The 17,632-nt window shown below is 70.4% G+C and carries 19 protein-coding genes; 8 read left to right on the top strand and 11 right to left on the bottom strand.

What is annotated here, in order from left to right:
- The first annotated feature begins 23 nt into the window (after positions 1 to 23).
- From GPZ80_RS29975 to GPZ80_RS29945, 7 genes are read left to right on the top strand one after another with little or no spacing between them, the layout of a single operon-like run.
- Positions 24 to 962 (top strand): ParA family protein, encoded by a 939-nt coding sequence (locus GPZ80_RS29975; RefSeq protein WP_187224478.1) that lies wholly within the window; start codon positions 24 to 26, stop codon positions 960 to 962.
- Positions 959 to 1,318, top strand: coding sequence for a hypothetical protein (locus GPZ80_RS29970; protein ID WP_187224477.1), 360 nt, complete (start codon positions 959 to 961; stop codon positions 1,316 to 1,318). The genes GPZ80_RS29975 and GPZ80_RS29970 overlap by 4 nt, the downstream gene beginning before the upstream one ends.
- On the top strand, positions 1,315 to 2,148 hold the full coding sequence (locus GPZ80_RS29965; RefSeq protein ID WP_187224476.1) for a segregation and condensation protein A: 834 nt from the start codon (positions 1,315 to 1,317) through the stop codon (positions 2,146 to 2,148). Before GPZ80_RS29970 ends, GPZ80_RS29965 begins: the two co-directional genes overlap by 4 nt.
- Complete coding sequence (gene scpB / locus GPZ80_RS33895; RefSeq protein ID WP_187224475.1) at positions 2,145 to 3,065, top strand: SMC-Scp complex subunit ScpB; 921 nt, start codon at positions 2,145 to 2,147, stop codon at positions 3,063 to 3,065. Before GPZ80_RS29965 ends, scpB begins: the two co-directional genes overlap by 4 nt.
- Positions 3,055 to 3,792 carry a pseudouridine synthase gene (locus GPZ80_RS29955; protein WP_187224474.1) on the top strand — a complete coding sequence of 246 codons (738 nt, stop codon included), beginning with the start codon at positions 3,055 to 3,057 and terminating at the stop codon, positions 3,790 to 3,792. The genes scpB and GPZ80_RS29955 overlap by 11 nt, the downstream gene beginning before the upstream one ends.
- 41 nt (positions 3,793 to 3,833) lie before the next feature.
- Entirely contained in the window at positions 3,834 to 5,012 is a 1,179-nt protein-coding gene (locus tag GPZ80_RS29950) for a DUF1015 family protein (RefSeq protein ID WP_187224473.1), read from the top strand.
- 30 nt (positions 5,013 to 5,042) lie between these two features.
- Positions 5,043 to 5,498 carry a VOC family protein gene (locus tag GPZ80_RS29945; protein WP_187224472.1) on the top strand — a complete coding sequence of 152 codons (456 nt, stop codon included), beginning with the start codon at positions 5,043 to 5,045 and terminating at the stop codon, positions 5,496 to 5,498.
- Here GPZ80_RS29945 and GPZ80_RS29940 read toward each other — a convergent pair.
- Positions 5,495 to 6,664 (bottom strand): cation:proton antiporter, encoded by a 1,170-nt coding sequence (locus tag GPZ80_RS29940; protein WP_187224471.1) that lies wholly within the window; start codon positions 6,662 to 6,664, stop codon positions 5,495 to 5,497. The genes GPZ80_RS29945 and GPZ80_RS29940 overlap by 4 nt on opposite strands.
- Positions 6,664 to 7,146, bottom strand: a complete 483-nt coding sequence (locus tag GPZ80_RS29935; protein WP_091377163.1) for a cation:proton antiporter regulatory subunit — start codon at positions 7,144 to 7,146, stop codon at positions 6,664 to 6,666. Before GPZ80_RS29935 ends, GPZ80_RS29940 begins: the two co-directional genes overlap by 1 nt.
- Positions 7,147 to 7,234: 88 nt before the next feature.
- Between GPZ80_RS29935 and GPZ80_RS29930 the strand changes: the two genes are divergently transcribed.
- Entirely contained in the window at positions 7,235 to 8,596 is a 1,362-nt protein-coding gene (locus GPZ80_RS29930; protein WP_187224470.1) for a TrpB-like pyridoxal phosphate-dependent enzyme, read from the top strand.
- On the opposite strand, the gene GPZ80_RS29925 is transcribed toward GPZ80_RS29930, so the two are convergent.
- The 9 genes from GPZ80_RS29925 to GPZ80_RS29885 all read right to left on the bottom strand — a co-directional run bounded on the left by GPZ80_RS29925 (position 8,589) and on the right by GPZ80_RS29885 (position 17,605).
- Complete coding sequence (locus GPZ80_RS29925) at positions 8,589 to 9,167, bottom strand: DUF4240 domain-containing protein (RefSeq protein WP_187224469.1); 579 nt, start codon at positions 9,165 to 9,167, stop codon at positions 8,589 to 8,591. The two genes, GPZ80_RS29930 and GPZ80_RS29925, sit on opposite strands and share 8 nt — an antisense overlap.
- A gap of 12 nt (positions 9,168 to 9,179) precedes the next feature.
- On the bottom strand, positions 9,180 to 10,292 hold the full coding sequence (locus GPZ80_RS29920) for an acyl-CoA dehydrogenase family protein (protein WP_246477622.1): 1,113 nt from the start codon (positions 10,290 to 10,292) through the stop codon (positions 9,180 to 9,182).
- A gap of 205 nt (positions 10,293 to 10,497) precedes the next feature.
- The gene (locus GPZ80_RS29915; protein WP_187224467.1) at positions 10,498 to 10,905 is read right to left on the bottom strand and encodes a RidA family protein; all 408 of its coding nucleotides are present in this window, start codon (positions 10,903 to 10,905) and stop codon (positions 10,498 to 10,500) included.
- Positions 10,902 to 11,729, bottom strand: coding sequence for an enoyl-CoA hydratase family protein (locus GPZ80_RS29910; RefSeq protein WP_187224466.1), 828 nt, complete (start codon positions 11,727 to 11,729; stop codon positions 10,902 to 10,904). Before GPZ80_RS29910 ends, GPZ80_RS29915 begins: the two co-directional genes overlap by 4 nt.
- The gene (locus tag GPZ80_RS29905; protein WP_187224465.1) at positions 11,726 to 12,406 is read right to left on the bottom strand and encodes an SDR family NAD(P)-dependent oxidoreductase; all 681 of its coding nucleotides are present in this window, start codon (positions 12,404 to 12,406) and stop codon (positions 11,726 to 11,728) included. Before GPZ80_RS29905 ends, GPZ80_RS29910 begins: the two co-directional genes overlap by 4 nt.
- Positions 12,403 to 13,929: a benzoate-CoA ligase family protein gene (locus GPZ80_RS29900; RefSeq protein WP_187224492.1), complete on the bottom strand. Its 1,527-nt coding sequence runs from the start codon at positions 13,927 to 13,929 to the stop codon at positions 12,403 to 12,405. Before GPZ80_RS29900 ends, GPZ80_RS29905 begins: the two co-directional genes overlap by 4 nt.
- A gap of 30 nt (positions 13,930 to 13,959) precedes the next feature.
- Positions 13,960 to 14,718 (bottom strand): creatininase family protein, encoded by a 759-nt coding sequence (locus GPZ80_RS29895; RefSeq protein WP_187224464.1) that lies wholly within the window; start codon positions 14,716 to 14,718, stop codon positions 13,960 to 13,962.
- Complete coding sequence (locus tag GPZ80_RS29890) at positions 14,715 to 16,769, bottom strand: oxidoreductase (protein WP_187224463.1); 2,055 nt, start codon at positions 16,767 to 16,769, stop codon at positions 14,715 to 14,717. Before GPZ80_RS29890 ends, GPZ80_RS29895 begins: the two co-directional genes overlap by 4 nt.
- Entirely contained in the window at positions 16,766 to 17,605 is an 840-nt protein-coding gene (locus tag GPZ80_RS29885) for an LLM class flavin-dependent oxidoreductase (protein WP_187224462.1), read from the bottom strand. Before GPZ80_RS29885 ends, GPZ80_RS29890 begins: the two co-directional genes overlap by 4 nt.
- Positions 17,606 to 17,632: the final 27 nt, after the last annotated feature.

Here is a 17,632-nt window from a genome sequence, read left to right as displayed (position 1 = left end):
AGGCGACAAGGAGCTAGATCGCCATGTCGACACTTCCGCAGTCGGGACGTGGCACGGTGGAGCTGAGTATCGCGCCGCGCGCCGCGTCCGACGACGACGAGCAGCCCTTCGCCGACTCCAGCGGCACCGGGAGCGGCGTCGGTCCGACCGGCCGGGCGTGGCGACACATCCCTGAGCCGTCGTTACTCAACGGCCATGGTCCGGCGAAGATCTTGGCCGTCTGCAACCAGAAGGGCGGGGTCGGCAAGACCACGTCGACGATCAACCTGGGCGCCGCCCTCACCGAGTTCGGCCGCCGGGTGCTGCTCGTCGACTTCGACCCGCAGGGCGCGCTGTCGGTCGGGCTGGGCATCCCGGCCCACCAGCTCGACCGCACCATCTACAACGTGCTCATCGAGCGATCCGTAGGCATCCACGACGTGGTGATCCGCACCTGCGTCGAGGACATGGACCTGCTGCCGAGCAACATCGACCTTTCCGCCGCCGAGGTGCAACTCGTCACCGAGGTCGGCCGCGAACACACCCTGGTGCGCACCCTGCGCCCGATCGTCGACGAGTACGACTACATCCTCGTCGACTGCCAGCCCTCCCTCGGCCTGCTGACCGTCAACGCGCTGACGGCCGCCGACGGTGTGCTCATCCCGCTGGAATGCGAGTTCTTCAGCCTGCGCGGCGTCGCGCTCCTCATCGACACGATCGAGAAGGTCAAGGACCGGCTGAACCCGAAGCTGGACATCACCGGCATCCTCGCCACCATGTTCGACCCGCGCACACTGCACTCCCGCGAAGTCATGGCCCGCGTGGTCGAGGCGTTCGGCGAGACGGTGTTCGACACGGTGATAAACCGTACGGTGCGCTTCCCGGAGACGACGGTCGCCGGCGAGCCGATCACGACTTGGGCCCCGCGCTCGGCGGGCGCGAAGGCCTACCGCCAGCTCGCACGTGAGGTGATCGCCAGGTGACCCGTCGCAGTTCCCTGCCGGGCGCGGCGGAGTTCTTCCGACCTACCGGACCCGCCCCGGAGGCGGAACGCGAGGCCGACTGGTTTGATGCACCCGCACGGGACGCTCCCTCGCCCCCGCCGGTCGCCCGCAGCACGCCTCGGCAGAAGCACAACTCGAAGATCACCGTCTACGTCTCGGATGAGGAATTGCTCGCCCTCGAACACGCCCGCCTGACCCTGCGCGGCGCCCACGGCCTCGCCGTCGACCGCGGCCGCGTCGTGCGCGAGGCGATCTCGGTCATCCTCGCCGACCTCGAGGCCTACGGCGAGGACTCGGTGCTGGTGCGCAGGCTGCGCCAGGACACCGGGCAGTGACCGCGGTGGCAGATGCGCCCGAGGCGGTGCCGAGTGGCCGGTTCACGGTTCGGCTGTCGAACTTCGAAGGCCCGTTCGACCTGCTGCTGCAGCTGATCTCGCAGCACCAGATGGACGTCACGGAAGTGGCGCTGCACCGCGTCACCGACGACTTCATCGCCCACCTCAGGGCCCTGGGTGAGGACTGGAACCTCGACGAGACCACGGAATTCCTGGTCGTCGCGGCGACGCTGCTGGATTTGAAGGCGGCCCGCTTGCTGCCCGCGGGCGATGTCGAGGACGAGGACGACCTGGCGCTGCTGGAGGCAAAGGACCTGTTGTTCGCCAGGTTGCTGCAGTACCGGGCGTACAAGCAGGTGGCTGCCCTGTTCTCGGAACTGGAGAAGGGCGCGCTGCGGCGCTACCCGCGGTCGGTGGCGCTGGAGGACCGGTTCGCGGAACTGTTGCCCGAGGTCATGCTGGGCGTCGACCCGGAGCGGTTCGCCGCGATCGCGGCAGCGGTGTTCCGGCCGAAGCCGCCGCCGACACTGTCGCTGGACCACCTGCACATGGGGAAGGTGTCGGTCCGCGAGACGGCGGCGCTGCTGCGGGTGCGGCTGGCGGAGATGGGCCGGGCGAGCTTCGCCGAGCTGACGGCGGACTGCGAGCACACCATCGAGGTGGTGGCGCGGTTCCTGGCGCTGCTGGAGCTGTACCGGGAGGCGACGGTGCTCTTCGAGCAGGCCGACCCACTCGGTGAACTACACGTGGAATGGACCGGCGGCACGGTAGCCGACGCCCAAGCGGCGTCGCCGCCGACGACGGGCACCGAAGAGGAGGAATACGGGTGAGTCCCGTCGACGACACAGCGCCCACTGAAGCCACCACCGAAGAGAGCACTGCTCACAACGGTGAGCACCGCTCTGGTGGGGAGAGCGCTGCTCTCGTAGGTGAGCGCCGCTCTGCAGGGGATGGCGTTCCCGCCTCGGCGGCGGGCGAGAGCACTGCTCTCGCAAGTGAGCGCCGCTCTGCCGAGGACGACATTCCCGCTCGAGCGGCGGGCGAGAGCACTGCTCACAACGGTGAGCACCGCTCCGCCCCCGACGAAACCCCCGCTGCCCTGGCGGGCGAGAGCCCGAACACCGGTGAAGCAGGCGAACCCGACCCCGCCGACGTGCTCACCGAAGACGACCTCGTCACCATCGGCTCCCAGTTCCCCGATCTCACCGAAGACGCCGATCTCGACGCCGCCCTGGAAGCGTTGCTCCTGGTCGTCGACGCCCCCGCCGAGGACGAACTCCTCGCGGGCGCGGTCGACCAGAGCGTCGCCAGGGTGCGTGAGGCGCTCCGTCGGATGGCCGCCCGCTACACCGAACAGGGCAGCGGCATAGACCTGCGCCGAGTGGGTCAGGGGTGGCGGTTCTACACTCGTGACAGGTACGCGCCGGTCGTCGAGAAGCTTTTGCTCGACGGGCAGCGGGCGAAGCTCACCCGGGCGGCGCTGGAGACCCTCGCGGTCATCGCCTATCGGCAGCCGGTGACCCGGTCGCGGGTGGCGGCGGTGCGCGGTGTGAACGTCGACGGCGTGATCCGCACCCTGGTCGTGCGCGGTCTGATCGAGGAGACCGGCACCGACACCGAGACCGGCGGGCTCCTGTACCGGACAACCGAGCTGTTCCTGGAGCGATTGGGTTTGGCCTCCCTGGAGGACCTGCCCCCGATCGCTCCGCTGTTGCCAGAAGTGGATGCGATTGACGATGTCGAATAGCCCGGAAGGCATTCGCCTGCAGAAGGTGCTCTCCAGTGCGGGAGTGGCCTCGCGGCGTGCGGCCGAGGATCTGATCGATCAGGGCCGGGTGAGTGTCGACGGCAAGGTCGTGCGCGAGCAAGGCATGCGGGTCGACCCGCAGACCGCGGTCATCCATGTCGATGGCGCGCGCGTCATCGTCCGGGACGACCGGGTGTACCTGGCCCTGAACAAGCCCAAGGGCGTGCTCAGCACGATGGACGACGAGCGCAACCGCCCGTGCGTCGGCGACTACGTGCGGGACCGCGCCGACAAACTCTTCCACGTCGGCAGGCTCGACGCCGACACCGAGGGTCTGCTGCTGCTCACCAACGACGGCGACCTGGCGCACCGGCTGATGCACCCGTCGTTCGAGGTGCTCAAGACCTACATGGCCGAGGTGCCCGGCCCCGTCGGCCGCGATGTCGGCAAGCGCCTGCGGGACGGCGTGATGCTCGAGGACGGCCTCGCGCGGGTCGACTCGTTCCGCATGGTCGACAACTTCGCGGGCAAGGCCCTCGTCGAGGTCGTGCTGCACGAAGGCCGCAAGCACATCGTGCGCCGGATGCTCGAAGAGGTCGGCCACCCCGTCCTCAAGCTCGTGCGCACCCAGATCGGCGACGTCTACCTGGGCAACCAGCGTCCAGGCTCGATCCGTTCGCTCAACCGGCCCGAGGTCGGCGCGCTGTACAAGTCCGTCGGGCTCTAACCGACTCTCGCAATGAGACGCACTCCGGGCAGGATGGTCGAATGACTGGCTGGGTGCGTCCGATCAGGCGCGGTTGGGTCGTTAGGTCCGAAGTGCCGGGGCCGGATGTCGACGAGTTCGCCGAGAAGCACCGTGTCCGCGCGGCACTGGCCCAGCCAGGCGCCGCGCGGGGCACGCTGCTCGCCGTGCAGCACCCGCACCGCACCCCGGCGGCGCTCGCCGAGGGACTGACCCTCCTCGAAGCGCTGCCGCAGGCCCGCCGGGCGCTCGCCGACCTCGTTCGGGTCGGCTACCGCCCGGTCACCGATGTCGTCGCGCCCTACGAGGTCGACGGCCCCGACGGCTCGGCGACCGGCCTGCTCTGCATGGTCGACCCGGCCGCGGTCGACCTCGACGGCCTGAGTCAGGTCCGACACACCGAGCAGGTCTACCCCGACGTCGTCACCGAACGCGCGGCGGTCCTCTCCGGGTTGGGCTGCGCCACCAGCGCCGCCCTGCTGGTCCCGGTCACCCATGGCGACACGCTCACGGCGGCCGTCAAGGACGCCATCGCCGCCGCGGGCGCACCCGCGGTGTCGACCGTGGACTCCGCGGGCAGGCGCCACCGGGTCTGGCTGCTCGGCCCCGGCCCGATCCGCGACGCGATCATGGCTGTCGCCGCCGCGCGCCCGCTGCTCGTCGCCGACGGAAACCACCGGGTCGCCGCCGCGGCGGAAGCGAAGCTCGACGGCATCCTCGCCCTGATCAGCGCAGGCCCCGGGCTGCGCATCGGCGCGTTCCACCGGGTCATCGTCGGCACCGGCCGCACCGCCGACGAACTGGCCGCCGCCTGGCGCGCGTGTGGTCTGACCGTTCGTGAAGACCCGGACGCGCTGCCGCCGACCGTCCCCGGCGCCGTCGTCGTCCGGCATGGCCACCGCACCCTGGTGGTCGACCTTCCACCGCCCGCGGCCACCGACCCGCAGCCGCGCATCGACCACGAGGTCGTCGAGGAACTCCTGATCCGCAAGGCGCTCGCCCTCGACCCGGAGGGGCCGAACGTGCGCACCCTGCCCGCGGGCCGCGACCCCGGGCCCGATGTCGAGGCCATCCTCCAGATCGCGCCGGTGCCGCTCGCCGACGTCCTCACCGTGCACGCCGCGGGTGGCCGGATGCCGCGCAAGAGCACCTACTTCACCCCGAAGCCCCGCAGCGGCCTGCTGCTCGCCGACTTGGGCTGAACAGTCGTACCCCCATGGCAGGCTCGCGCCATGGAACTGACACTGCAGGTCACCATCGACTGCGCCGACCCCGCGCGGCAGGTGGCTTTCTGGGCCGAGGCGCTCGGCTACATCCCGGAGCCACCACCGGGCGGGCACGCCACCTGGCGCGACTACTGGGCCGAGATGGGTGTGCCCGAGGATGAGCTGCCCGAAGGGGTCGGCGAGGAATCGGAGTCCATCGTCGATCCGTCGGGGAAAGGGCCACGCTTCTGGTTTCAACGGGTTCCGGAGCCCAAGGTCGCGAAGAACCGGGTGCACCTCGACCTCAAAGTCGGCGGCGGGCGCTCGGTGCCGATGGCCGAACGTCGAGAGCGGGTGACCACGGTCGTCGACCGTGTGCTCAAGGCAGGCGCGACCGTGGTGCGGAAGCTGGACAACCCCGATATCGATCACTACGCCGTCGTCCTCCAAGACCCCGAGGGCAACGAGTTCTGCGTCGTCTAGGCCGGGGCCTTGCGCCGGAACAATTCGGCCACGGGTTCGACCACGCGCGCCGCGACTGGCCCGAAGATGGCCATGAGCAGCACGTACGCGGTCGCCAGCGCGGCCAGTTGGCTGTCCACGGCGCCCGCGCTCACCGCGAGCCCGGCGATGACGATGGAGAACTCGCCGCGCGCGACGAGGGCGGCGCCCGCCCGGGCCCGGCCCAACCGGCCGATGCCCTGGCGGCGTGCCGCCCACCAGCCGGTCGCGACCTTCGTGAGCGTGGTGATGAAAGCCAACGCCACCGCGTAGCCGAGCACCGGGGGGATCGTCGACGGGTCGGTGTTCAGGCCGAACACGACGAAGAACACCGCGGCGAACAGGTCGCGCAGTGGTTCGAGCAGCTTGGTCGCGTTCTCCGCGGTCGCCCCGGAAATCGCGATGCCGAGCAGGAACGCGCCGACCGCCGCCGACACCTGCAACTGGGAGGCGATTCCGGCGACGAGCAGGGCCGCGCCGAGCACGCGCAGCAGGAAGACCTCGGGCTGCGGGCTGTCGACGATCATCGACACGAACCGGCCGAAGCGCAGCGCGATCACGAGCACCACGGTCACGGCGACAAGCGAGATCCCGACGGCGGTCAGGCCGCCGAGCAGGCTCGCGCCCGCCAGCAGCGCGGTGAGGATCGGCAGGTAGACGGCCATGGCGAGGTCTTCGAACACCAGGATCGACAGCACCACCGGCGTTTCCCGGTTGCCGAGTCGACCGAGGTCGCCCAGCACCTTCGCGATGATCCCGGACGAGGAGATGTAGGTGACGCCCGCCATCGCGAGCGCGCCGATCGGCCCCCACCCGAGCATCAGGGCCACCGCCGCACCCGGCGCGGAGTTCAGCACCAGGTCGAGCAGGCCCGCCATCCAGGACCGGCGCAGCCCGGTGACGAGTTCGGCCGCCGAGTACTCCAGCCCCAACAGGAGCAGCAGCAGGATCACACCGATCTCGCCCGCGATGTGGGTGAAGTCCTCGATGCCGTGCAGCGGGACGATCCCACCCGCGCCGAACGCGAGCCCGCCGATCAGGTAGAGCGGGATCGGGGAAATGCCGATGCGCCAGGCGAGCCGTCCGAGCAGGCCGAGGCCGAAGAAGACGGCGCCCAGTTCGATCAGGGGGACAGCGGTCTCCGGCATCAGCCGTGTTCGATGACATCGGCGGCGCGGGCGAGCCCTTCCGCGGTGCCGACAGTGACCAGCATGTCGCCACCCGCGAACCGGAAGTCCGGCCGCGGCGACGGGTGCACGGTGCCCGTGCGCACGACCGCGACGACAGAGACCGCCGTGCGGGTGCGCAGCTCCGTGTCGCCGAGGGTCTTGCCGTCGAACGGCGAGCCCGGCGCCAGCGGCAGCTGACGGGTGGTCACCCCGGTGACCTCGCGGTGCTGGTCCTCCAGCTGCGCGACCAGGTGCGGGGCGCCCAGGAGGTTGGCCAGCGTGCTCGACTCCTCGATGGTCATCGGGATCGACGCGACGCACGAGTCTGGGTCGTCCTGCTTGGAGACGATGAGCTCGGCGTGGCCGTCGCGGTAGGTGATCACCCCGATGCGTCGGCCGGAGCGGGAGACGAAGTCCTGGCGCGTGCCGATTCCCGGCAGGGGTGTCACCTCGACGTTCACCCCACCACCGTAACAACCCAGCTTCCGATGGCCGTGCCGGCGCGACAGTTCTAGCGTTGGACGGATCGACCGAGCCACGGGAGGCGGCATGTCCGGACGCACGAAGTTCCTGCTCGACGAGTCGGAGATGCCGACCCAGTGGTACAACATCATCCCCGACCTGCCGGAGCCGCCGCCTCCGCCGCTGCACCCGGGTACGAAGCAGCCGGTCGGGCCGGACGACCTGGCGCCGCTGTTCCCGCAGGCGCTGATCGCGCAGGAGGTGTCGGGGGAGAGCTACATCGACATCCCCGACGAGGTCCAGGACGTCTACCGGCTGTGGCGGCCGTCGCCGCTGTACCGTGCACACCGGCTCGAACGCGCGCTCGGCACGCCCGCGCGGATCTACTATAAGTACGAGGGTGTCAGCCCGGTCGGCTCGCACAAGCCGAACACCGCCGTCCCGCAGGCGTTCTACAACGCGCGTGAGGGTGTCACGAAGCTGACGACGGAGACCGGTGCGGGCCAGTGGGGCAGCGCTCTCGCGTTCGCCTGCGCGGTGTTCGGCTTGGAGTGCGAGGTCTGGCAGGTGCGGGCGTCCTTCGACCAGAAGCCGTACCGCAAGCTCATGATGGAGACCTTCGGCGCGACCGTGCACCCCAGCCCGTCGGACCTGACCGCGTCCGGCCGGGCGGTGCTCGCCGAGCACCCGGACTCGACCGGCAGCCTCGGCATCGCGATCAGCGAGGCGGTCGAGATGGCCGCGGCCGACCCCGACACCCGCTACGCGTTGGGCAGCGTGCTCAACCATGTGCTGCTGCACCAGACGGTGATCGGGGAGGAGGCGCTGAAGCAGTTCGAGCTGGCGGGCGACACCCCGGACGTCATCGTCGGCTGCACCGGCGGCGGCTCCAACTTCGGCGGCCTGGCGTTCCCGTTCCTGCGGGAGAAGCTCGCGGGCCGCATGTCACCGGCCATCCGCGCGGTCGAGCCCGCCGCGTGCCCTTCGCTGACCCGGGGTGACTACGCCTACGACTTTGGCGACACGGCCGGTCTGACGCCGCTGCTGAAGATGCACACCCTTGGCCACGGATTCATCCCCGACCCGATCCACGCGGGCGGCCTGCGCTACCACGGCATGTCGCCGCTGCTGTCGCACATCTACGAACTGGGCCTGATCGACGCCGTCGCCCTGCCGCAGCAGGAGTGCTTCGCCGCCGGCGTCCGCTTCGCCCGCGCCGAGGGCATCATCCCGGCCCCGGAGCCCACCCACGCTTTGGCCGAATGCGTCCGCGAAGCGTTGCGGTGCAAGGAGACCGGCGAGGAGAAGGTGATCCTGACGGCGTTGTGTGGGCACGCCCACCTCGACCTCCCCGCCTACGGCGCCTATCTCGGTGGCGAGATGGTCGACCACGAGTTGTCGGAGGAGGAGATCGAGCGCGCGCTCGCGGCGTTGCCCGCGTCTACCTGACCCGCGCGTTGAACAGGAGGGTCAGCCGGGGGAGTCGGGCGGCGACCTCGGCCGGGTCTCCCGGGGCCCAATCGACGTCGGCGGGGTCCGGGTTCACGGGCAGCTCGATCCCGGCGTCCAGGAGCGTTCTCTCCAGTCCGAGTTCGCGTCCGGTGGCGTCCTGGTGGGCGGTCGCGGCGGCGTAGTCCAGGCTTTCCCAGTCCGGCCAGTCGCTTGGCGACCACGTCTGGATCGGCTTCGCGGCCAGGGCGCGCACGGACTCCATCTCGGCAAGGAGATCCGGTTCGGTGACGACCCGGTCGAAGGTGTGACGGCCGAGGGAGAGCAGCCAGAGCTGGAAGTACCAGAAGCTGTCGTCGCCGCAGTACCCGTCCATGATGACGCGCGCCGCGGCCCACATCTGCCAGGTGTCGGCGCGCAAGCGGTGGGCCGACAGTTGGACCTGGAAGCCGACGATCTGCTCGACCGGCAGCCGCGTGAGTTCCTCGGCGAGCCACTCCGCTTGCTCGTCGCGGTCGCCCGCCTGTTCCGCGGCCCGCTCGATCAGCAGCCAGAACGCCTCATCGGTCATGCCCGCATGGTCTCAGCGGGCACCGACATTCTTGAACAAGCTGCGGGCGATGATCTCCCGCTGGATCTCCGACGAACCCTCGTAGATGCGTGGCGCCCGCACCTCCCGGTAGAGGTGTTCGAGCAGATGCCCACGTTCGAGCGCGCGCGCTCCGTGCACCTGGATGGCCAGGTCGACGGCCACCTGCGCGGTCTCGGTGGCGAACAGCTTGGCCATGGCGGACAGGTGACCGGTCCTCCCCGGCTCGGCGTCGTAGGCCGCGGCCGCTTCGTGGACCAGCAACCGCGCGGCCCGCAGCCGGGTCGCCACATCGGCGAGTTGGTGTGACACCCCTTGGAACGAGGACAGCGACCGCCCGAACGCCTGCCGCTGCGCCGCGTGCGCCACCGCCGCGTCCAGCGCGGCCTGCGCCATGCCGACCGCGAACGCGCCGACACTGGGCCGGAACATGTCGAGGGTGCGCATGGCGACACCCCAGCCACCGTCGACGTCGCCGAGGACGTGGGAGCGGGGAACACGCACACCGTCGAACCGCAACCGCCCGATCGGGTGCGGCGCCAACAGGTGGATGTGCTCACCGGTCAGCCCAGGCGTGTCCCGCTCCACCGCGAACGCGGTGATGCCGCGCGCGCCCGCGCCATCGGTGGTTCGGGCGAACACCGAGTACACCTCAGCCTCGGGCGCGTGGGAGATGTAGGTCTTCTCGCCGTCGAGCACGAAGTCGTCACCGTCCACAGTGGCCCGCAATGCCAAAGAGGCTGCGTCAGAGCCGGCGTCCGGCTCGGTCAGCGCGAACCCCACGGCGGCCGCGCCCGCGGCGATCCGCGGAATCCACGCCTCGACCATGTCGGGGCTCCCGGCGAGCAGAATCGGATACGCGCCAAGCCCCTGCAGCGCGAACGCCGTCTCAGCCTCCGTGCAGTGCCGTGCGAGCGCTTCGCGGATGACGCACAGATCCATCGCGGAGGTCGGCACATACCCGCTGTCGCCGCGCTGGAAGATCCGCCCGAGCAACCCATGCTCCGCCAACGCGGCGAGAAGCGGCCGATTGATCAGCCCGGGAACCCCACGCTTGGCGATCTCCAGGAGGGGCCCCGCCGCCACCTTCTCGGTGGACGCGGCCAACTCCGCCCCACCAACCCGCTCGTTTCGCCGTTCGTCGCGCGCCCCACCGGGCACCTGCGCGCCGGGTTGCTTTTCTCGTTCTTCGTCGTCGCGCGGCCCACCAGGCAGCCCCCGCCCTTCCCCGGGGGGACGGCCCTTGGCCAGTCTATCGGTGGGGGGTGACAAAGGATCTTGGTTTGCGGGGGGCTGTGGATAACCTTGAGGGTCATTCATGGGGGACCACCGCGGTGGCGATTAGCTCGATCATGGCTTCGGCGTCGAAGAGTTCGGCGACGCCCAAGAGGGCTACGGCCGGGTAGTGGCGGCCGAAGTGCTTGCGCCACAACGGGCCCAGCTCTGGCAACGCCGCCTTATAGGCGGACACGTCGGTCACGTAGATCACCAGCGACACCAGGTCGCCGGTGGAGCCTCCCGCCGCAGCGAGGGCCGCCACGACATTTCCCGCGGCGACATCAAACTGCTCCGCCATGGTGCTGCCGACGATGGAACCGTCCGCGTCCTGGGCGGTTTGGCCGCCCAGGTACACCGAACGGCCCGGGGCGGCGATGACGGCGTGGGCGAAGCCCACGGGGGCGGCCAGCCCGGGTGCGGTCACGATCTCGTGTGGGGTCATCGGCCGGTCCAGACGGGTCGGCGGCCCGCTGACCAGGCGGCGTAGAACTCGGCGTGGTCGGCGCTCTTCATGAGCAGGGCCTGGGTGATCGCTTCCAACTCGATGGCGCTGCCCAGGTCCATGTCCAGCTCCCGGGTGAGCAGCACCTTGGTCGTGGAGTACGCCAGGGCAGGCCCGTCGGCGAGCCTGCGGGCAAGGGCGGTGGCGGTGGCCGCCAGGTCAGCGTCATCGACGACCTGGGTGGCCAGCCCGATGCGGTCGGCGCGGTCGGCGTCGACCTTGTCGCCGAGGATCAGCAGTTCCGTCGCCCGGCCGAGGCCCACCAGGCGGGGGAGCAGGTAGGCCGAACCCATGTCCGCGCCGGCCAGTCCGACCTTGGTGAACAGGAACGCGAACGACGCCGAGCGGGCCATCACGCGGAAGTCGCAGGCCAGGGCGATCACCGAACCCGCGCCCGCGGCGATCCCGTTGATCGCGGCGATCACCGGCAGCGGACACTCCCGCAGCGCCTTCACCACCGCGCCGGTCATACGGGTGAACTCCAGCAGCTGCCCCGGTTCCATCCGCTGCAGCTCGCCGATGATCTCCTCGACATCGCCACCCGAGCAGAACCCGCGGCCCTCGCCGCGCAGGACCAGCACGCGGGCGTCGCCGCGGTGGGGAAGCTCGGCCAAGAGATCCCGTAGGTCGGCGTAGACGTCGAAGGTCAGCGCGTTGAGCTTCTCCGGACGGTTCAGGGTCACCGTGGCCACGCCGTCGGCGACATCGAACCCGAAGTGCTCCCACTTCTCGGTGAAACCAGGGGAAGCCCTGAAAGGACTCACTGAACTCCTCCTCCATCAAGTACAAGCGTTTGCCCATTGACCGCCCCGGCCTCGGGAGCGGCCAAGAACGCCACGGCGAAGGCGACCTCGTCCGGCTCCAACAACCGGCCCAGCGGCGACATCGCCGCCAACGCGGCCTCGCCGTCCCGCCCGGTTCGCTCCTCGATCCGCCGCACGGTCTGGTCGGTCATATCCGTACGCACATACCCAGGGCACACGGCGTTCGACGTCACCCCGGTCCCGGCGACCTCCGCCGCGACCGCCCGCGTCAACCCGACCGCCGCATGCTTCGAAGCCGTATACCCCGACGTGTAACGGAACCCCACCCGGCCGGCGACCGAGGCGACGGTCACTATCCGCCCACTGTCGCGTGAGGACATTCCCGGCAGCACTGCCCGCGTGCACAGGAAAGCGCCAGTGGCGTTGACGGCCAGCTGAGCCTCCCAGTCGGCCAGTCGGGTCCGCGCCAGCGGTGCGCTGGTCGAGATGCCTGCGTTGTTGACGAGCACATCGACCGGACCCAGACCCGCGAAGAACGCCGCCACGGCATCCTCGTCGGTGACATCGCACTCGGCGCGCCCCACCGCGACCACCTCGTCACCCGCGGCCCGGAAGCGTGCCGCCACGGCCGCGCCGATGCCGCGGGTCCCGCCGGTCACCACCACCAGCCTGCTCACCGCGCCACATCCAGCCCACGCAGCGCCCGCCGGTCGAGCTTCCCGTTGGTAGTCCGGGGAAGCGCGTCGACGAACACGACCCGCTCCGGCGTCTTGTGTGGGGACAAACGCTCCCGCACATAAGCCCGCAAATCCTCGGCGTCGATCTCCACCCGGGCCACGACGAACGCGTGCGGCCGGACCAGCCCGTCGGTCTCGTGGCCCGCCACAGCGCACTCGATGACGTCCGGGTGGCCGATCAGGCAGTGCTCGATCTCGCTCGGCGCCACCCAGATGCCGCTGACCTTCAGCAGGTCGTCCGCGCGCCCCTGATAGTGGAACGCGCCGTCGGCGTCGCGGCTGAACAAGTCTCCCGTGTGGACGGTGTCGTCGCCCGGAAACGTTTGCGCGGACTTGTCCGGATCGCCGTAGTAGCCGACCGCCGCGGTCGCGCCGATGATCTCCAGAGTGCCGGTCTCGCCGTCGGGCACGTCCGTGCCGTCCTGGTCGACGATCCGCGCGCGGTAGCCGGGGACCAGCGTGCCCACGCTGCCCGTCCGCGCCGCGCCCGGCAGGTTGGAGATATAGATGTGATACGCCTCCGACGACCCGATCCCGTCGACCACCTCGACACCGAACGCCTTGTCCCACTTGCGGTGCAGCTCCGGTGGCAGCGCCTCGCCCGCCGACGTGCACAGCCGCAGGCAGCTCAGGTCCTGCGAAGCGGCGTCCGGGTGCGCGACCATCGCGCTCATCATCGTGGGCACGTTGACCAGGATGGTCGGCCGGTACCTCGCGATCAGCTCGAAGATCCGTTGCGGCGTCGTGCGTTCGCCGAACACGACTCCAGCACCACCAACGCCGAATGGGTAGAGCGCGGCGAGATCGCGGGCATACCCGAAGAACAGCTTCGGCACCGGCAGCACGATGTCGTCCGGCCCCAGGTCGAGTACCCCACGCGCGTACCAGTCGTGGCTCAGGACGGGTGAGCGATTGGTGTGCACGCACGCCTTGGGCGCTCCCGTGCTGCCGGTGGTGAACTTCCACAGCGCCACGTCGTCGCGGTGCGTGGGCGCGGAATCCAGACGAGGCGACGCGGCGGAGACCAGGGAGGCAAACGAGTATTCGTTGTCCCGCAATGAGGTTTCGCCGATGACCAGCACCTTGCGGCCTGCGGTCCCGGCCTCGCGGACCCGGTCGAGCGTCGTGAGGTCGACGACCACCACGGTGGCGTCGGTGTAGTCCAGGAAGTATTCGTAGTCCTTGGCGGGCAGGAACGTGTAGACCTCGGCGGTGATCGCCCCGATCTTCTGTGCGGCATACCAGGTCGCGACGAACTCGACCCCGTCGCCGAGCGCCAGCAGCACCCGCTGCCCGACCCGGACCCCGAGGTCGTGCAGGACGTGGCCGACGCGGTTGGTCAGCTCCGCCAGCTCCGCGTAGGTCGTGGGACCCATGGGGCCGAGCAGGGCGGTGCGCTCACCCCGCCCCTCGGCCAGGTTGCGGTCGAGAAAGTACGTCGCCAGGTTGAGCCGGTCGGGCAGATCCTCGTAGCGCAACACCTCAGTGTCCTCTCATTCCTGATCGGCCAGGTCGCGGATGACGTCGATCAGCAGCTCGGTCAGGGTGTCGAAAGTGGACTGTCCTTCCTCGGCGGTCGCCTCGGCGGGCGATCCGCAGTACGCCTGGTCCATCCCCATCGCCACGAAGTCGGTCCGGCCCTCGCGCATGGCCATGGGCATGTCCACGATCAGCGGGGGCAGCCCACGCATCACCGAGGTGTCCACCAGCGCGGGGTGGTCGGCGAGCACCAGTGACGTCTCGTAGCGGCCCGCGTGGCAGGAGCCGGACCGGAACTCCTCGGTGAGCCGCTCGACGTTGCGCCTGCGCAGCAGGTGGAGATACCCGGTCCGGATACCGCGCTCGGCCAGCGAGTCGACCGCCCACGTCAGCGCCGTCACATGCTCGGGCTCGAAGTGGTTGTTGACGATCACAACTTTGGTGAATCCCTGCGTCGCAAGGGAAGCACAGACCTCGACGACGATCGCGTGCAGCGTCTCCGCACTGATGCCGACCGCACCGGGGAACGCCTCGCCGTAATGCGTCACCCCGTACGGCAGGGCGGGCAGGATCAGCACCCGCACGGCGGGATCGCCCGCCAGTCGCTCGGCGGCCCGCGCGCACATGCCTGCCGAGATGATCGGGTCTGTCGACAAGGGAGCGTGCGGGCCATGCGGCTCGATCGCGCCCACCGGCAGCAGCAACACCGGTGTCCGCTCGCCTGCGAGAACCTCGGCGACCTGCGGTGAGGTCAGATCGGCGAACTGGGTCATGACAACACCACCGCCTCGATCGGTGACGGTTGCGGCGTGAGCACGCACAAATCGGCCCGCCCGGCGGCGACGATCGTGTTCACCTCGTCCGGTGTGGTCAAGTATCCGCCCACCAGCGTCGGCACGCCCGCCTGGTTGCGCACCTGGTCCGACAGTGTCGTCAGGTAGCCGCGGCGGAACTCCGGCCGCGCCTCGGCCACGCTCTGCCCGGCCCGCACGTGGACCAGGTCCGCGCCGTGCTCGCGCACCGCTTTGGCCAGCCGGATTCCCTCCGGTAGCCCGAGTCCCTTCGGGACCCAGTCGGTCACGGTCAACCGCACCGAGAGCAGCCGCGGCCACACCTCACGCACCGCGTCGAGCACCGACAACGGGTACGCCCACCGGTGCTCACCGCCCCACTCGTCGTCGCGCCGGTTGGTCAGCGGCGACAGGAAACCCGCCAGCAGATGACCGTCGGCCAGGTCCAGCTCCAGCACGTCGACCCCGGCATCGGCCGCTGTGGTCGCCGCGTCGGCAAACGCCTGCCGGGCCGCGGCGAGATCGCCGGCGTCCATGGCTTTCGGCGTCTGCGCGAACGGCCCGAACGACACCGAGGACGCCGCCAGCAGCGGCCACGCCTGCGTGGGAGGCAACGGGATGTCGAGCCCATCGGCCGGTGGCCGCGTGGCGCCGCGGGCACCCGCGTGCGTCAGGCGCAGGCCCACCAAGGCACCGGCCTGGTGTACGTCGTCGACGCTCACCTCCGCCGTCAGCGGGGTGTCGGGGCAGATCCGCCCCTCGGGGGACACCGCCACGGGGCCCGTCATCACCAACCCCGCGCCCGCCTGAGCCGCCCGGACCGGATCGCCCGCGTCCTCGGCGACCAGTCGGTTGGTCAGCGTCGTCGAACCCAGGCGCAGCGGGGCGAACAGCGGGGCAGGGGCGACCGCGCCCGGCACCATCGACGTCCCGGCCGCGAACCAGGCGTCGAGCACCCGGATCAGGTCCGGGTCGCGCTGGGCCAGGTTCGTGTGGGAGACGCGGCCGCTGCGGGTCAGCAGGTTGAACGCGAACTGGACCGGCTCGAACCCCGTGTAGGTGGCGGTCCGGCCGAAGTAGGCCGCGCTCTCGCCCGCCGCCTGCTGGAACCGCTCCACCATCGGCTGGCGGTCAAGCTCGTACTCGGTCAGCGCCGCGCCGAGGTCGCTGTGCCGCGCCAGCGCGGTGGCCAGCGCGATCGCGTCCTCCATCGCCAGTTTCGTGCCCGAGCCGATGGAGAAGTGCGCGGTGTGCGCCGCGTCGCCGAGGAGCACGACGTTGCCCCGGTGCCAACTCGCGCAGCGGACCAGCGGGAAGTCCAGCCACAGCGACCGGTTCGACATCAGCCGGTGCCCGCCGAGGTCGTCGGCGAAGAGCTTCTCGCAGAAGGCGATGCTCTCCGTCTCGCTCATCGTGTCCAGCCCGGCGCGGCGCCACACCGGCTCCGCGCACTCCACGATCCATGTGCTCGTGTTCTCGTCGAACGGGTACGCGTGCGCCTGGAACAGGCCGAACTCCGTCTCCTTGAAGGAGAACGTGAACGAGTCGAGCACCAGGTCGGTGCCGAACCAGACGTACTTGCAGCCCTGCGGCTTCACCGACGCGCGGAAGTCCCGGGTGCGGACCCGGCTGTTCGCGCCATCCGCGGCCACCACGAGATCCGCCTCGGGCAACTCGTCCACCTCGACGCCGAACCGCAGGTCCGCGCCGAGTTCGGCGGCCCGGCGCTGCAGGATCGACAGCAGGTGCTTGCGGGCGATCGCGGAGAACGAGTGCCCGCGCGACCGCAGCAGCTTGCCCTGGTACCGGATGTCCACACTGGACCATCGGGCGAACGAGTCGGTGATCTCCAGGTGGGTCGCGGGGTCCGCGTCGCGCAGCGCGCCGAGCGTCTCCTCGGAGAACACCACGCCCCAGCCGAAGGTCGCGTCCGGCGCGTTGCGCTCCAGCACCGACACCTCGTGCCCGGCCTTACGCAGCAGGATCGCCAGGTACAGGCCCGCCGGTCCGGCGCCGATGATGGCGACCTTCATGACAGCGCCTCAGCCAAGCGGTCGAGGTCGTCGAGATCGGCCACGGTGGGAAACAGGATCAGCTCGTCGCAGCCCTCGTCGGCGTACCCGCGCACGAAGTCCTTGACCTCGCGGACGCTCGTCAGCGCGCCCGCGGCGATCTTCTCGGCGAACGGCCCGGTGAAGGCGTAGTAGTCGCGCAGGTAGTCGCGGCCGCGCTCGGCGTCGCCCAGCGCGATGTATCCCTGGCCCCACAGCGCGGGGGCGCCGGGACGGCCGAGGTCGCGCCAAGCGGCCAGAGCCTTCGTCGCCGCGGAGCCGAACGCGCGCGGCGGCCCGCCGCCGTGGGCGTAGCCGTCGCCGTAGCGGGCCATCCGGGCCAGCGCCGCGCCGCTCGTGCCGCCGACGAGCAACCCGATTCCCTTGGCCCCGAATGGAACGACCGGCCCGATACCCGCCGAGTCGAACTCGCCGCGCAAGTACGCCAGCTGAGTCGACAGGGCGGCGCCGCGAGTGCGGTGGTCGACCCCGGCCGCGTCGTAGTCGTCGAGCCGCGCGCCGACCGCCAGGCCGAGGGTGAACCGCCCGCCGGACAGCGCGTCGACCGACACCGCCTGCTTGGCGAGCATCGCGGCACCGCGCAGCGGCCCGATCGCAATCATCGTCGCCAGCCCGATTCGGCTGGTCACCGCCGCGGCCGCGGACAGCGCGGCGAACGGCTCAACGCTGTCGTAGCGCACCCGGTCGAGCACGGCGAGCGTGGAGAACGGCCCGCCGTCGGCCCGTCGGGCCCACTCGACGAGCGTCGCGCCGTCACATCCCGGAACTGTGTTGGGGAGCCCGATACCGACCTTCACCAGCGTCACATCCTTGTGGCCGCGGTC

Origin of the sequence: Actinokineospora xionganensis, assembly GCF_014323725.1 — a bacterium.
Lineage (GTDB): Bacteria > Actinomycetota > Actinomycetes > Mycobacteriales > Pseudonocardiaceae > Actinokineospora > Actinokineospora xionganensis.
The sequence above is the reverse complement of the archived record's forward strand: the minus strand, read 5'-3'. Positions and strand labels throughout refer to the sequence as shown.

Bases quoted from the DNA above. Each gene is read 5' to 3' on its own strand.
- GPZ80_RS29975 (WP_187224478.1), top strand. From the start codon at position 24: ATGTCGACACTTCCGCAGTCGGGACGTGGCACGGTGGAGCTGAGTATC.
- GPZ80_RS29955 (WP_187224474.1), top strand. From the start codon at position 3,055: ATGTCGAATAGCCCGGAAGGCATTCGCCTGCAGAAGGTGCTCTCCAGT.
- GPZ80_RS29950 (WP_187224473.1), top strand. From the start codon at position 3,834: ATGACTGGCTGGGTGCGTCCGATCAGGCGCGGTTGGGTCGTTAGGTCC.
- GPZ80_RS29945 (WP_187224472.1), top strand. From the start codon at position 5,043: ATGGAACTGACACTGCAGGTCACCATCGACTGCGCCGACCCCGCGCGG.
- GPZ80_RS29940 (WP_187224471.1), bottom strand. From the start codon at position 6,664: ATGCCGGAGACCGCTGTCCCCCTGATCGAACTGGGCGCCGTCTTCTTC.
- GPZ80_RS29930 (WP_187224470.1), top strand. From the start codon at position 7,235: ATGTCCGGACGCACGAAGTTCCTGCTCGACGAGTCGGAGATGCCGACC.
- GPZ80_RS29925 (WP_187224469.1), bottom strand. From the start codon at position 9,167: ATGACCGATGAGGCGTTCTGGCTGCTGATCGAGCGGGCCGCGGAACAG.
- GPZ80_RS29915 (WP_187224467.1), bottom strand. From the start codon at position 10,905: ATGACCCCACACGAGATCGTGACCGCACCCGGGCTGGCCGCCCCCGTG.
- GPZ80_RS29895 (WP_187224464.1), bottom strand. From the start codon at position 14,718: ATGACCCAGTTCGCCGATCTGACCTCACCGCAGGTCGCCGAGGTTCTC.
- GPZ80_RS29890 (WP_187224463.1), bottom strand. From the start codon at position 16,769: ATGAAGGTCGCCATCATCGGCGCCGGACCGGCGGGCCTGTACCTGGCG.